This is a genomic window from Metapseudomonas otitidis, assembly GCF_011397855.1.
GTDB classification, from domain to species: domain Bacteria; phylum Pseudomonadota; class Gammaproteobacteria; order Pseudomonadales; family Pseudomonadaceae; genus Metapseudomonas; species Metapseudomonas otitidis.
Genome location: NZ_AP022642.1, coordinates 5,353,252 through 5,368,066, shown reverse-complemented (window position 1 = coordinate 5,368,066; position 14,815 = coordinate 5,353,252). Strand labels below are relative to the sequence as shown.

General features: G+C 68.2%; 9 protein-coding genes. 2 read left to right on the top strand and 7 right to left on the bottom strand.

What is annotated here, in order from left to right; genetic code table 11:
• Window positions 1-273 precede the first annotated feature (273 nt).
• Window positions 274-1,731, top strand: coding sequence for a sodium:solute symporter family protein (locus PotMrB4_RS24905; RefSeq protein ID WP_044412932.1), 1,458 nt, complete (start codon window positions 274-276; stop codon window positions 1,729-1,731).
• Between the two features lie 248 nt (window positions 1,732-1,979).
• Here PotMrB4_RS24905 and PotMrB4_RS24900 read toward each other — a convergent pair whose 3' ends face one another.
• The 4 genes from PotMrB4_RS24900 to PotMrB4_RS24885 form a co-directional block, all read right to left on the bottom strand.
• The gene (locus PotMrB4_RS24900; RefSeq protein WP_044412929.1) at window positions 1,980-2,795 is read right to left on the bottom strand and encodes an outer membrane protein OmpK; all 816 of its coding nucleotides are present in this window, start codon (window positions 2,793-2,795) and stop codon (window positions 1,980-1,982) included.
• Window positions 2,796-3,769: 974 nt separating this feature from the next.
• Window positions 3,770-5,221, bottom strand: a complete 1,452-nt coding sequence (locus tag PotMrB4_RS24895; protein ID WP_172434744.1) for an AdeC/AdeK/OprM family multidrug efflux complex outer membrane factor — start codon at window positions 5,219-5,221, stop codon at window positions 3,770-3,772.
• Window positions 5,218-8,352 carry an efflux RND transporter permease subunit gene (locus PotMrB4_RS24890; protein WP_074973982.1) on the bottom strand — a complete coding sequence of 1,045 codons (3,135 nt, stop codon included), beginning with the start codon at window positions 8,350-8,352 and terminating at the stop codon, window positions 5,218-5,220. Before PotMrB4_RS24890 ends, PotMrB4_RS24895 begins: the two co-directional genes overlap by 4 nt.
• 12 nt (window positions 8,353-8,364) lie before the next feature.
• Complete coding sequence (locus PotMrB4_RS24885; protein WP_172434743.1) at window positions 8,365-9,507, bottom strand: efflux RND transporter periplasmic adaptor subunit; 1,143 nt, start codon at window positions 9,505-9,507, stop codon at window positions 8,365-8,367.
• A gap of 207 nt (window positions 9,508-9,714) precedes the next feature.
• Between PotMrB4_RS24885 and PotMrB4_RS24880 the strand changes: the two genes are divergently transcribed.
• A complete protein-coding gene (locus PotMrB4_RS24880) occupies window positions 9,715-10,347 on the top strand; it encodes a TetR family transcriptional regulator (protein WP_044412919.1) in 633 nt (210 codons plus the stop codon).
• Between the two features lie 3 nt (window positions 10,348-10,350).
• On the opposite strand, the gene PotMrB4_RS24875 is transcribed toward PotMrB4_RS24880, so the two are convergent.
• The 3 genes from PotMrB4_RS24875 to PotMrB4_RS24865 all read right to left on the bottom strand — a co-directional run bounded on the left by PotMrB4_RS24875 (window position 10,351) and on the right by PotMrB4_RS24865 (window position 14,813).
• Window positions 10,351-11,238, bottom strand: coding sequence for a LysR family transcriptional regulator (locus PotMrB4_RS24875; RefSeq protein WP_074973987.1), 888 nt, complete (start codon window positions 11,236-11,238; stop codon window positions 10,351-10,353).
• A gap of 72 nt (window positions 11,239-11,310) precedes the next feature.
• The gene (locus tag PotMrB4_RS24870; RefSeq protein ID WP_172434742.1) at window positions 11,311-13,080 is read right to left on the bottom strand and encodes a SulP family inorganic anion transporter; all 1,770 of its coding nucleotides are present in this window, start codon (window positions 13,078-13,080) and stop codon (window positions 11,311-11,313) included.
• On the bottom strand, window positions 13,077-14,813 hold the full coding sequence (locus PotMrB4_RS24865) for a bifunctional protein tyrosine phosphatase family protein/NAD(P)/FAD-dependent oxidoreductase (protein WP_172434741.1): 1,737 nt from the start codon (window positions 14,811-14,813) through the stop codon (window positions 13,077-13,079). Before PotMrB4_RS24865 ends, PotMrB4_RS24870 begins: the two co-directional genes overlap by 4 nt.
• Window positions 14,814-14,815: the final 2 nt, after the last annotated feature.

The window sequence follows — 14,815 nt, the reverse complement described above, 5'->3', positions numbered from 1 at the left end:
AAATTCCTGATTTATCAATTGCTTGTGTCGCGCCTACGGCTATCGTTTGTCGCTTTTTGCGATCACCAGGCGTGTATCTGTTTGACATATTTGACGGGTTTGGCAGACTGCTCGCCCGTTGCGGCAGGTGGCCACGACCCCGGCAAGGCCTGCGCCTTCAGGGGGAGCACTCGCCGGTCGTGACGCGCCACGAAAACAAAAATTCTGTCAGTCCCGGCGGCCTAGCGGGCCCAGCCCACGCCGGATGACGGGCGAGCCACTGGTATTCATCCCATGCTGATCTGGTTTGTTGCGGTCTACCTGCTGATCACCGTCGGTGTCGGCTTCTACGCATCCACTCGCGTCAAGAACTCCAAGGATTTCGCCGCCGGCGGCAGGAGCATGTCCTTCCCCCTGGTCGCGGCGATGGTGTTCGCCACCTGGTTCGGTTCCGAGGCCCTGCTGGGCATCCCCGCCACCTTCATCGAGGAAGGCTTCGCCGGCATCATCGAGGACCCGTTCGGTTCCTTCGGCTGCCTGATGCTGGTGGGCCTGATCTTCGCGCGTCCGCTGTACCGCATGAACCTGCTGACCATCGGCGACTTCTTCCGCAAGCGCTACGGCCCGCACGTCGAGATCTTCACCAGCCTGGTGATCATCGGCTCCTACCTGGGCTGGGTGGCAGCGCAGCTGACCGCGCTGGGCGTGGTGTTCAACGTGCTCTCCGACGGCTCCATCAGCACCACCCAGGGCATGCTGATCGGCACCGGCATCGTGCTGCTCTACACCCTGTTCGGCGGCATGTGGTCGGTGGCGCTGACCGACTTCATGCAGATGATCATCATCGTGGTCGGCCTGGTGTACCTGACCTGGCTGATCGGCGGCATGGCCGGCGGTGCTGATGTGGTCATCAGCCACGCCGCAGCCGAGGGCAAGTTCACCTTCATCCACGGTTTCGAGCCACGGGACATCGTGGCCTTCATCGCGGCGGCGGTGACCCTGATGCTGGGCTCCATCCCGCAGCAGGACGTCTACGCCCGCGTCATGTCGGCCAAGACCGAGAACATCGCCGCCCGCGCCTCCATGGCCGGTGCGGTGTTCTACCTGTCGTTCTGCATGCTGCCGATCTTCCTCACCTACGCGGCCTCGCTGATCGATCCGGCGATGGTGCAGAAGTGGCTGGCCGAGGATTCGCAGATGATCCTGCCGCACCTGATCATGGAGCGGACCCCGCTGTTCGCCCAGGTGATGTTCTTCGGCGCGCTGCTGTCGGCGATCATGTCCACCGCCTCCGGCACCCTGCTGGCGCCGTCGGTGACCTTCACCGAGAACATCCTGAAGAACTTCGTGCCGGCCATGAGCGACCGTCAGTTCCTGCTGGCCATGCGCGTGAGTGTGGTGCTGATGACCATCGCCACCTCGGTGTTCGCGCTGAACTCCAACGCCAGCATCTACGAGATGGTTGGCAACGCCTACAAGGTCACCCTGGTGGCCGCCGTGGTGCCGCTGTTCGCTGGCCTGTTCTGGAAGCGGGCGACCACCCAGGGCGCGCTGTTCGCCATTGCCTTCGGCCTGCTGAGCTGGGTGTCCCTGGAGCTGACCTACCAGGAAACCGACTTCTGGCCGCCGCAACTGGCCGGCCTGCTGATGAGCCTGCTGGGCATGGTGATCGGCTCGCTGATCCCGCAGTTCAGCCGTGACCGTGGCCAGAGCGTGCAGGGCATCACCGCCTCTGCATCGGCCCGCGCCTGACCCCGGGCGCCCTCCCCGGACAGGGGAGGGCGCTTTGCCTGCCCGCCCGCGTTACCCCTTCCTCTTCGTACTGACTGACTCCGCGCGCCAGGCGGCGGCCCTGTGCTGCCCGATGTGCAGCCGTGCCGAATCCGTGCCCTGGACGGGCCGGCGGGTGTGCGTGGGGAGTGTGGTGGGGGAGGTGAAGAGCAGGGAGGGCGGGTGCCGGGACCCGAGGCGCGCCGGCAGGACGCCGGCGCGCGGATGGATCAGAAGTGCACCTTGACCAGCAGGCTGGCGGTGTTCTGGTCGGTGCCGCCGAGGATCTTGTCACCCAGGAAGCTGTTGTCGTCGATGCCGTACTTGTTGCTCCAGTAGTCGTACTCGACACCCACGTAGAGCTGCTTGGCGCCCAGGTCCAGGGCCTTGCCCAGGTCGTACTTGATCTGCGGGTTGAAGTGCAGGTTGGCGTGCAGGTCGTTGGGGCGGTTGGTGGTGGCGTCCTTGTTGTTCCAGACCCAGTCCATGAAGCCGTCGATGAGGATGTCGGACTTGCCCACCGGCACGGTGTAGGACCACACCGGGGTGACCTGCCACTGGCCGGACGGGTTCTTGGTGATGCCGTCGGGCTTGCGGTAGTAGAAGTTCAGCTGGAAGTAGTCGAAGCCGGGCAGGGCCAGGTCGAAGCCCGGGCCGAGCAGGTAGTTCTGGTTGCGGTTCTCGCCACGCTCGTAGGTGGCGGCCAGCAGCACGTCGGTCACGGGGCCGAAGGCGATCTTCTGGTCGAACAGCTTGCCGAAGGACAGGCGCGGGGAAATCTCGCCGTAGTAGGTGTTGTTGCCGGCGTTGGCGTCGGCCTTGCCGTTGTAGTTGATCTGGTCGACGAAGAGGAACAGGTCGCCCCAGGTCCAGCCGCTGGCGTGCTCGAAGGTGAAGGTCTGCTGGATCTCGGGGTTGACCTTGAAGTCCTGCCCGTAGAGGTAGGTGATGCTGTTGTTCTGCCACAGCAGGGGACCGTCGGCCAGGGCTTGGCCAGCGGTCAGCAGGCCGCCGGCGAGCGCGAGAGCGGAGAGGGTACGGTTCATTCGGGATGGGCTCCTGGTGCTGGTTTTATTGGCTTCCCTCTGTGTGGAAGCTGTCTGATTGGTCAGGCTTGCCTGCCAGAGCAAGAAAGGAGCCAGTTTTTCGCGACGCCTTCCCCGGGCGCGGGATTATCGGGATAGGCCCCGATGTTTCAAGGGGTTATCGGTGTTTCGAGGTCAAATTCCGACTTGCGGAGGGGCAGGGGCTGCACGGTTATGGGCGGCCGGAGCTGACCGATCGAACAGGCCTGCATCAGTTTGGGGCGACCCTCCGACGACCTCCGTCACCCCGCAGGGTGGGCTTCAGCCCACGCGGGCAGAGGCATCGCGGTGGATCGTGCTCCACCGATCCACCAAGCCCTGGCACCCAGGCCTTGGGGATAACCCCCTGGCTCGATGCTCACCGGATGGCGCCGAGGCACCCGTAGGATGGGCTGAGCTGTGCGAAGCCCATCATGGTGGGCCGGGCCTGGATTGATGCGGTTCGCCGAGCTCACCGCATCCTACGGACTCACACCGTTCCGGCGTCGAGACGGTGGATCGGTGGAGCGCGACCCACCCTACGGGGCAGCGGCGACGCAGGGGGGATGACGCTCTTTTCATCCACCAACTCCCGGCACCCAGGCCTTGGGGATAACCCCCTGGCTCGATGCTCACCGGATGGCGCCGAGGCACTCGTAGGATGGGCTGAGCTGTGCGAAGCCCATCATGGTGGGCCGGGCCTGGATTGATGCGGTTCGCCGAGCTCACCGCATCCTACGGACTCCACCGATCCACCAATGGAGTCCGGCATGGCACCGCTGGTGGATGTGAGAACCGCCATCAGGGCCGTTTCCACCACGCCACCGACGTGACCCGCCGTGGCGCTTCCGGTGAACGGGAAACGTGGCTTCCGTGCGCGCATAAAAAAGCCCCCGCCATGGGGCGGGGGCATCGCGCAGCAAGGGTGGCCGCTTCCGTCGGCCGATACACGCGAATCAGGATTTCGGTGCCGCCGGGGTGGTGCTGGCGGTGCGCTCGTTCCAGCCGCCGCCGAGGGCCTTGTACAGGTTGACCTCGCTGGTGAGCTGTTTGAGGCGGGCGCTGATCAGCTGCTGGCGCGCGCTGAACAGCTGGCGCTGGGCGTCGAGCAGGGTCAGGTAGCTGTCCACGCCGGTGCGGTAGCGGCGTTCGGCCAGGCCGTAGTACTCCTCGGAGGTGCGCACCAGGTTGCGCTGGGCGTCCAGTTCCTGTTCGTAGGTGGTGCGGGCGGCGAGGCCGTCGGCGACTTCCTGGAACGCGGTCTGGATGGCCTTCTCGTACTGCGCCACCTGGATGTTCTTCTGCACCTCGGCGTAGTCGAGGCTGGCCTTCAGCCGGCCGGCGTTGAAGATCGGCAGGCTGATCTGCGGCTGGAACAGCCAGCTGCCGGAGCCGGCGTCGAACAGCCCGGACAGCTCGGCGCTGCGGCTGCCGGCGTTGGCGGTGAGGGTGATGCGCGGGAAGAACGCCGCCCGTGCCGCGCCGATGCTGGCATTGGCGGCCTTCAGCTGGTGCTCGGCCTGGAGCAGGTCGGGGCGCCGCTGGAGAATCTCCGAGGGCAGGCCGGCGGGCACTTCGGCCAACTGGTCGTCGCTCAGCACTTCGCCCTGGGGCAGGTCGTTGGGCAGCGGGCCGCCCACCAGCAGGGTGAGGGCGTTGCGGTCCTGGGCCACCTGGCGGGTGTACTGCGCCAGGGTCACCTGGGCGCTTTCCACGGCGGTACGGGCCTGGCTGAGGGACAGCGCGTCGGCCACGCCCACGTCGAAGCTGCGCTGGGTGAGGGCGTAGCTTTCCTGGTAGGTCTTCAGGGTGTCGCGGGTCAGCCGCAACTGGGCCTGGTCGGCCTGCAGGGTGAGGTAGGCGTTGGCGACGCTGGCCAGCAGGCTGATCTGCGCGCTGCGCTGGGCTTCCTCGGTGGCCAGGTACTGTTCGAGCGTCTGCTCGGTCAGGCTGCGCACGCGGCCGAAGAAGTCCAGCTCCCAGGCGCTGACGCCCAGGGTGGCGGCGTAGGAGCCACTGGTGGTGGCGCGGCCGCTGCTGGAGAGGTCCGCCGGCATGCGCTGGCGGGTGCCGCTGCCATCGGCGCTGACGCTGGGGAACAGGTCGGCACGCTGGATGCTGTACTGGGCGCGGTAGGCCTCGACGTTGAGGGCTGCCACGCGCAGGTCGCGGTTGTTGGCCAGGGCGCTTTCCAGCAGGCGTTGCAGGGCCGGGTCCTGGAAGAACTCGCGCCAGCCGAGATCGGCGGCGGCCACCCGGGCCTGGGCGCCGCTGTCGCTGGCGGTGTACGCCTCGCCCTGGGGCCAGGCGGCGTCCACCGGGGCTTCGGGGCGCTGGTAGTCGGGGATCAGGGAGCAGCCGCCGAGCAGGATGCCGGCGACCGCGAGGGACAGCAGGGACGGCCTCATTCGGCGGCCTCCTTGGTCAGTTCGTCTTTGCTGCGCTTGTCCTTGAACAGCGAGCAGACCAGTACATAGAAGAGCGGCACCCAGAAGATCGCCAGGATGGTCGCGGTGAGCATGCCGCCGATCACGCCGGTACCGATGGCGTGCTGGCTGCCCGAACCGGCGCCGCTGGAGATGGCCATGGGCACCACGCCGAGGATGAACGCCAGCGAGGTCATGATGATCGGGCGCAGGCGCATGCGGCAGGCTTCCACGGCGGCGTCGAACAGGCTCTTGCCCTGTTCGTGCAGCTCCTTGGCGAACTCCACGATGAGGATGGCGTTCTTCGCCGAGAGGCCGATGGTGGTGAGCAGGCCGACCTGGAAGAACACGTCGTTGGACAGGCCGCGCAGGCTGGTGAACAGCAGCGCACCGATCACCCCGAGCGGGACCACCAGCATCACCGAGAACGGGATCGACCAGCTCTCGTAGAGCGCCGCCAGGCAGAGGAACACCACCAGCAGCGAGAGGGCGTACAGCGCCGGGGCCTGGGAGCCGGAGAGGCGCTCCTCGTAGGAGAGGCCGGTCCAGGAGTAGCCGACGCCGGCCGGCAGCTGCTTGGCGATGCGCTCGACCGCGGCCATGGCTTCACCGGAGCTGTGGCCCGGGGACGCCTCGCCGAGGATCTCCACCGCCGACACGCCGTTGTAGCGGGCCAGCTTGGGCGCACCGTAGGTCCACTCGCCGCTGGCGAAGGCGCTGAACGGCACCATCTGGCCCTGGTCGTTGCGCACGTACCACTTGTTCAGGTCCTCGGGGTTCATCCGCGCGTCGGCTTCGCCCTGCAGGTAGACCTTCTTCACCCGGCCACGGTCGATGAAGTCGTTGACGTAGCTGGCGCCCCAGGCGATGGACACGGTGTTGTTGATGTCGGAGAGGGAGACGCCGTGGGCACGGGCCTTCTCGTCGTCGATCAGCAACTGGTACTGCGGCTCGTCGCGCAGGCCGTTGGCCCGCACGCGGGTGAGCACCGGGTCCTTCGAGGCGAGGGCGAGGAACTGGTCGCGGGCGGCGTTGAGGGTTTCATGGCCGACGCCGGCACGGTCCTGGAGGAAGAAGTTGAAGCCGGTGGCGTTGCCCAGCTCCATCACCGCCGGCGGGGCGAAGGCGAACACCATGGCGTCGCGGAAGCTGAAGAAGTGCATCTGCGCGCGGTTGGCCAGGGAGAACACGCTGTGCTCGGCACCCGGGCGCTCGTTCCACGGCTTGAGCATGATGAAGGCCATGCCCGAGCTCTGGCCGCGACCGGCGAAGTTGAAGCCGGTGACGGTGAACACCGATTTGACCGTGTCCTTCTCCTGGGTCAGCAGGTACTCGCGCATCTGGTCGACCACCACCTGGGTGCGCTCGGCACTGGCGCCGGACGGGGTCTGCACCTGGGCGAAGAGCACGCCCTGGTCTTCCTCGGGGAGGAAGGCGGTGGGGATGCGGGTGAACAGCCAGGCCATGACGCCGAGGATCACCACGTACATCAGCAGGTACGGCAGCTTGCGGGTGAGGATGCTGCGCACGCCGCGCTCGTAGCCGCGCACGCTGCGGTCGAAGGTGCGGTTGAACCAGCCGAAGAAGCCGCGCTTCTCGTGGTGGCCGCCGTGCACCGGCTTGAGCAGGGTGGCGCACAGCGCCGGGGTGAACACCAGGGCCACCAGCACCGACAGGGCCATGGCCGAGACGATGGTGATGGAGAACTGCCGGTAGATCACGCCAGTGGAGCCGCCGAAGAAGGCCATCGGCAGGAACACCGCCGAGAGCACCAGGGCGATGCCCACCAGGGCACCCTGGATCTGGCCCATGGACTTGCGGGTGGCTTCCAGCGGCGAGAGGCCTTCCTCGGCCATCACCCGCTCGACGTTCTCCACCACGACGATGGCATCGTCCACCAGCAGGCCGATGGCCAGGACCATGGCGAACATGGTCAGGGTGTTGATGGTGAAGCCGAACGCGGCGAGCACGCCGAAGGTGCCCAGCAACACCACCGGCACCGCGAGGGTGGGGATGATGGTGGCGCGGAAGTTCTGCAGGAACAGGAACATCACCAGGAACACCAGGACGATGGCTTCGCCCAGGGTGTGGATCACGCCCTCGATGGAGGCGCTGACCACCGGGGTGGTGTCGTAGGGGAACACCACCTTCATGCCCGGCGGGAAGAACGGCTCCAGCTCGGAGATGGTCTGGCGGATGGCCTTGGCGGTGTCCAGTGCGTTGGCGCCGGTGGCCAGCTTGATGGCCATGCCGGAGGCGGGGTTGCCGTTGAACTGGGCGCTGATGCTGTAGTTCTCGCCGCCCAGCTCCACGGTGGCGACGTCACGCAGGCGCACCTGGGAGCCGTCGCGGTTGACCTTGAGGAGGATCTCGCGGAACTGCTCGGGGGTCTGCAGGCGGGTCTTGCCGACGATGGTGGCGTTGAGCTGCTGGCCGGGGGAGGCGGGCAGGCCGCCGAGCTGGCCGGAGGAGATCTGCACGTTCTGCGCCTGGATGGCGGTCTTCACGTCCACCGGGGTCAGCTGGTAGTTGTTCAGCTTGGCCGGGTCGAGCCAGATGCGCATGGCGTACTGGGCTCCGAACACCTGGAAGTCGCCCACGCCCTTGGTCCGCGAGATCGGGTCCTGCATGTTGGAGACGATGTAGTTGGCCAGGTCGTTCTTGTCCATGGAGCCGTCTTCGGAGACGACGCCGATCACCAGCAGGAAGTTCTTCACCGCCTTGGTGACGCGGATGCCCTGTTGCTGGACCTCCTGTGGCAGCAGCGGGGTGGCCAGCTGCAGCTTGTTCTGCACCTGCACCTGGGCGATGTCGGGGTTGGTGCCCTGCTCGAAGGTGGCGGTGATGGTCATGCTGCCGTCGGAGTTGCTCTCCGAGGCGATGTAGCGCAGACCGTCGATGCCGTTGAGCTGTTGCTCGATGACCTGCACCACGGTGTCCTGCACCGTCTGCGCCGAGGCGCCGGGGTAGCTGACCTGGATCGCCACGGCGGGTGCGGCGATGCTCGGGTACTGGTTGATCGGCAGCTTGAGGATGGACAGGCCGCCGGCCAGCATGATCACCAGCGCGATCACCCAGGCGAAGATCGGCCGGTCGATGAAGAATTTCGACATGGAACGGGCTCCTTATGAGCGCTTGGCCGGCTCGGCTTCGGCGGGCTTGGCCTGGGCCACGTTGGTCGCCGGGGCGGTCTTGACCTCGATGCCGGGCTGGACGAACTGCAGGCCTTCGGTGATCAGGCGATCACCCGGGTTCAGGCCTTTGGTCACCAGCCAGCGGTCACCCACGGCACGGTCGGCTTCCAGCGGGCGCATCTCCACCTTGTTCTCGGCATTCACCACCATGGCCACGGCCTGGCCCTTGAGGTCGCGGGTCACGCCCTGCTGGGGCGCGAGGATGGCCTGCTGGTTGACGCCGGAGCTGAGCTGGGCGTGCACGAACATGCCCGGCAGCAGGGTGTGCTCGGGGTTGGGGAACATGGCGCGCAGGGTCACCGAGCCGGTGCCTTCGTCCACCGACACCTCGGAGAACTCCAGGGTGCCTTCGTGCTCGTAGGTGCTGCCGTCTTCCAGGGTCAGGCGCACCTTGGCGGCGTTGTCGCCGGCCTTCTGCAGCTGGCCGCTCTCCAGGTCACGGCGCAGGCGCAGCAGCTCCTTGGTGGACTGGGTGACGTCGACGTAGATCGGGTCGAGCTGCTGGATGGTGGCCATGGCAGTGGTCTGGCCGTTGTTGACCAGCGCGCCTTCGGTCACGGCGGAACGGCCGATGCGGCCGCTGATGGGGGCCAGCACCTTGGTGTAGCGCAGGTCGATGCGGGCCTTCTCCAGTGCCGCTTCGGCGGTCAGCTGGGCGGCGCGGGCCTCGTCGTAGGACTGGCGGCTCACGGCCTGGTCGCTCACCAGGGCCTTGTAGCGGTCGGCCAGGGAGCGGGCGGAGGCGAGGGTCGCCTCGGCGCTCTTCAGCGATGCCTGATAGACGGACGGGTCGATCTGGTACAGCTGCTGGCCGGCCTTCACCTCGGTGCCTTCCTGGAACAGGCGCTTCTGGATGATGCCGTCCACCTGCGGGCGCACCTCGGCGATGCGGAAGGCGCTGGTGCGGCCCGGCAGTTCGGTGGTCAGCGTGTAGGGCTCGGCCTGCAGGGTCACGATGCCCACCTGGGGCGTCTGCTGAGGCGGCGGTGCCGAGGCCTCCTGGCACCCTACGAGCGTGAACGTAGCCAGAGCGACGGCGGAAACCATGGCGGCGAAGGCTGGCTTCTTCTGCATCTGTGTAAGACCTCGTTGTGAGAATTCGTGTGCCCGAACGGGCGAAACCCTCACTGGGAGTGAGGGTAGATTCTTTAGGTTGCTAACGAATATACTTACATGCGTGAACGTTTGTAAATGATTCTTCCTGTATCTCTGTCAGAGAATGTGTCGATAGAGATGTGGGATTTCTCCTATTCGCCCTTTTCATGTGAAGCACCTGTAGGCATGGCCAGACGAACCAAGGAAGAAGCCGAGGAAACCCGCATCCAGATCCTGGATGCCGCCGAGCGCGTCTTTTATGACAAGGGCGTCTCCCGCGCCTCGCTGGCGGAGATTGCCTCGGATGCGGGTGTGTCGCGGGGCGCCATCTATTGGCACTTCGAGAACAAGGTCGACCTGTTCCAGGCCCTCTGCGAGCGCCTGCGCAGCCCGCTTGAGGAGCTGGCCCGCGCCAGCGAGAGCGAGCGCGAGAGCGACCCCCTCGGGCGCATGCGCCAGCTGCTGGTGCGCCTGCTGCTGCGCCTGGTGGATGACCCGCAGAGCCGTCGCATCACCGAAATCCTCCAGCACAAGTGCGAATACACCGACGACCTGGGCGACCTTCGGCGCCGGATGCAGGCCTTCGGCATCGAGTGCGACCAGCGCATCGCCCGCACCCTGGCCAATGCCGTCGGCAAGGGCCAGTTGCCGGCCGACCTCGACTGCCCGCGTGCCGCCGTGGCGGTGCATGCCTACATCGACGGGCTGCAGGCCAACTGGCTGCTGGTGCCGGAAGGCCTCGACCTGGAGCACCAGGCCGAAGCCATGGTGGATGCCCTGCTGGACATGCTCCGCTTCAGCCCCGCCCTGCGCCGCTGAGCCTCAGCCGGCCAGGCGCGCCTGGAGGAAGTCGAGGAAGCACTGGATGCGCAGGGCCAGCTGGGTGTTGCGGTAGTACACCGCGTGGATCGGCTGGCGGTAGTCGCTCATGGCCTCCCCCAGCAGCTTCACCAGCCGCCCCTCGGCCAGGTCCCGATCACTCATGAAGCTCGCCAGGCAGGCGATGCCCTCGCCGGCCAGGGCCAGCTGGCGCAGCGTCTCGCCGCTGGAGGCGCTGAGGCTCGGGGTGATCCGCCACTGCTCGCCCCCCGCGTGCCGCAGCGGCCACAGGTTCAGGCTCTCCGGCTGGGTGAAGCCCAGCAGGCTGTGCCCGGCCAGGTCCTCCACCCGCTCGGGCCGGCCCTGGCGGGCCAGGTAGTCGGGGCTGGCCAGCAGGTGCAGGCGGCTGGCCCCCAGCGGGCGGGCGTGGAGGCTGGAATCCCCCAGCGGGCCGATGCGGATGGCCACGTCGGTGCGCTGTTCCAGCAGGTCGATGATCTGGTCGTTGGTGTTCAGCTCCAGCTGGATGTCCGGGTACAGCGCGCGGAAGGCGCCGACGTGGGGCACCACCGCGTGCAGCATGAAGGGCGAGGCCGCGTTGACCCGCAGGCGCCCGGCGGGGCGTTGGCGGCGAAGGGCCAGGCGCTCTTCGAGGCTGTCCATCCGCTGCAGGATGTCCCGCGCCTGGTCGAGGAAGAAGCGCCCCTCCTCGGTCAGCTCCATGCGCCGGGTGGTGCGGTTGAGCAGGGTGGTTGCGAGCTTGCCCTCCAGCCGCGCGAGGCTGCGGCTGATGGCCGAGGGCGTCAGGTGCAACTGTTCGGCAGCGGCGCTGATGGAACCGCAGTCGACGACCGCGACAAAGTGCAGGAGCTCATCGGAAGTGGCTTTCATGGCGGCTCATTCGTGAACGGGGCGCAAATGCCGGGCAAGCATAGCGCCCCTTCGGGCACGAATGAGCGGCTGTCAGGGCGAGCGCCGGGGCAGGTGCGCCACGCACGGGTGGTGCGGCGCCGGCTCCTGCAGGCTGTCCGGCGCCAGGGCTTTCAGCGCCTGGTACTGGCTGAGGAACACCTGCCCGCCGAAGGTGCGCAGGAAGGTGCTGCGACCGAGCTGGTCCATCACCGGGCCCTTCACCTCGGACAGGTGCAACTGCACGTCGCTGGCCCGCAGGCGCTCGACGATGGCCTCCAGGGAATCCAGCGCACTGGCGTCGATCAGGTTCACCCCCGAGCACATCAGCACCAGGTGGCGCACCTGGGGCCGTTGGGCGATCAGCTCGACGATGCGCTCCTCCAGGTAGCGGGCGTTGGGGAAGTACAGGCTCTCGTCCACCCGCAGGGACAGCACCGTCGGGCTCTCGTTGACCGCATGGCGCTCGACGTTGCGGAAGTGTTCGCTGCCCGGCACCTGGCCCACCACCGCCATGTGCGGCCGGCTGGTGCGCCAGAGGAACAGCAGCAGCGACAGGCCCACACCCAGCAGGATGCCGCTCTCCACCCCCATCAGCAGCACGCCGGCCATGGTGGCCAGCTGCGCAGCACCGTCCTGCCAGGCATAGCGCCAGGTGCGCAGCAGCGAGCCCAGGTCCACCAGGCTGAGCACCGCGACGATGATGGTGGCGGCCAGCACCGCCTGGGGCAGTTCGTGCAGCAGCGGCGTCAGCAGCAGGGTGCCGAGGGCGATGCCGCTGGCGGTCATCACCCCGGCCAGGGGCGTCTGCGCGCCGGCGTCGTGGTTCACCACCGAGCGGGCGAAGCCGCCGGTGACCGGGAAGCCGCCGCTGAAGGCCGCCGCCACGTTGGCCGCACCGAGGCCGAGCAGCTCGTTGTCCGGGCCGATGCGCTGGCGCCGGGTGGCGGCCAGGGTCTGCGCCACCGACACCGATTCGACGAAGCCCACCAGGCTGATCAGCAGGGCGGAAGGCAGCAGCTTGGCCGCCAGCGCCGGGTCCAGGCTGGGCAGGGTGAAGCCGGGCAACCCCGAGGGAATGTCCCCCACCACCTTCACCCCGTGGGCACCGAGGCCCAGCAGGCTGACGGCGAGGATCGCCACCACGATGGCCAGGGCCGGCGCCGCCCGTGCCAGGGCGCTGGCCAGGCCGGCGGGCAGGCCGAGGCGGAGCAGGGTGGCCTTGGCCCGGCTGCGCGCCCACCACAGCCACAGTAGGCTGAGCCCGCCGATCAGCAGCGTGGTGGGGTTCAGCGAGGGCAGGTGCTGGAGCAGCGAGGGCAGCAGCTCCGGCAGGGTGTCGCCGCCGGCGTGCACACCGAGGAGGTGCTTGAGCTGGCCGCAGGCGATCAGCAGCCCGGAGGCGCTGATGAAGCCGGAGATCACCGGGTGGCTGAGGAAGTTGGCGAGAAACCCCAGGCGCAGCACCGCCATGCCCGCCAGCAGCAGGCCGCTGAGCAGCGCCAGCAGCAGGGCCGCGCTGGCGTATTCGGCACTGCCGGCGGGGAACAGCGGCTGCAGGGTGCTGGCGGTCATCAGCGACACCACCGCCACCGGCCCCACCGCCAGGGTGCGGCTGGAGCCGAACAGCGCATAGGCCAGCAACGGCAGGATGCTGGCGTAGAGCCCGGCGATGGGGGGCAGCCCGGCGAGCATGGCGTAGGCCAGGCTCTGGGGCACCAGCATCAGGGTCACGATCACCGCGGCGAGGGCGTCCTGGCCGGCGGCGGCGCGGTCGTAGCCACGCAGCCAGTCGGTGCAGGGCAGCCAGTGCTTGAGGCTCACTTCTGTTCCCGCTCGAAGTCGCAGGCGGCCGGGGCCTCCACCGCCAGGGGTTCATGGGGCAGGTGCCTGGGCTCGGCCAGCCACTCGCGGCCCCGCAGCATCATGTCGAAGTAGATGCCGGGCATGGCCCGCACCTTCAGGTCCCAGGCCAGGCGGCGCGGCACCCGTGGGTCGAGGGGGAAGGTGGGCAGCAGCTTGCCGCCGTAGCCGAACTCGGCCAGCACCACCTTGCCGCGCTCCACGGTGAGCGGGCAGGCGCCGTAGCCGTCGTAGAGCGCCCGTGGCCCACGGCCGGCCAGCACCGCCAGGAGGTTCTCCGCCACCACCGGGGCCTGCTTGCGCACGGCGGCGGCGGTCTTGGCATTGGGCGCGGCGCAGACGTCACCCAGGCTGAAGATGTTGCCGAAGCGCGGGTGGCGCAGGGTCTCGTGGTCGGCCTCGACCCAGCCCTCGGCGTTGGCCAGGGCGCTGTCGCGGATGAAGCGCGGGGCCTTCTGCGGCGGCACCACATGGAGCAGGTCGAAGGTCTTCTCCAGCTCATGGACCTGGCCGTCCTTGTCGGTCTGGCGGAACCAGGCGCGCCGCGCCGGGCCGTCCACCTTCACCAGTTGCGTGGTCAGCTGCAGGTTCACGCCGTAGCGCTCGATGTAGCCCATCAGCGTCGGGACGAAGTCGGCCACGCCGAACAGCGCGGCACCGGCGCTGCAGAACTCGGGCTGGATGGCGCCCAGCCGGCCCTCACGCTGCCACCAGTCGCAGGACAGGTAGAGCGCCTTCTGCGGTGCGCCGGCGCATTTGATCGGCATCGGCGGCTGGGTGAACAGGGCGCGCCCTTCGCGCAGTTCCTGCACCAGGCGCCAGGTGTAGGGCGCCAGCTCGAAGCGGTAGTTGGAGGTGACGCCGTTGCGGCCGAGGGTTTCCTCCAGGCCGTCGATGGCGCCCCAGTCCAGGCTCAGCCCAGGGCACACCACCAGGGCTCGGTAGGCCAGGCGGGTACCGTCTTCCAGCACCACGCACTGCTGCTCCGGCTCGAAGGCGGCCACGGCGGCGTGCACCCACTGCGCCTGGGGTGGGATGCACTGGGCCATGGGGCGTTCGGTGCGGGCGCGGTCGAACACGCCGGCGCCCACCAGGGTCCAGCCGGGCTGGTAGTGGTGCTGGTCACGGGGCTCCACCACGGCGATGCGCAAGCCGGGCTGGCGCTTGAGCAGGCTGGCGGTCACCGCGCAGCCGGCGGCACCGCCGCCCACCACCACCACGTCGTAGCGCTGGCCGGGGCTGGCGTGGCTGGGCTCGGCACGCGGTGCGTCCTGCCAGCGCTGTTCCAGGCGCGGGGCCAGGCCGCTGAGGTCGTAGCCGGCCTCGCGGGCGGTGGCCAGCAGGGCCAACGGATCAAGGTGATGAGCTTCGCTCAGGGCCCACAGGCTGCAGGAACGGGTGCCGGTCCGGCAGTAGGCCAGCACCGGGCCACGCACCTGGGCGAGGAGGGCGTTGAAGGCCTCGACGTCGGCATCGCGGATCTGCCCGGACACCACCGGCAGGTGGTGGTAGTCCAGGCCGTTGGCCTGGGCGGCGGCCTGCATCTCGGCGGAGCTGGGCTGCTGCTCGCCCTCGTTGTCCGGGCGGTTGTTGATCACGCAGCGGTAGCCCGCGGCGGCCAGGGTGCCCATGTCCGCCGGCTGCAGCTGGGTGGAGACGGCGATGAAGGGGGTGAGGCGCTTGATGCTGTCCATGG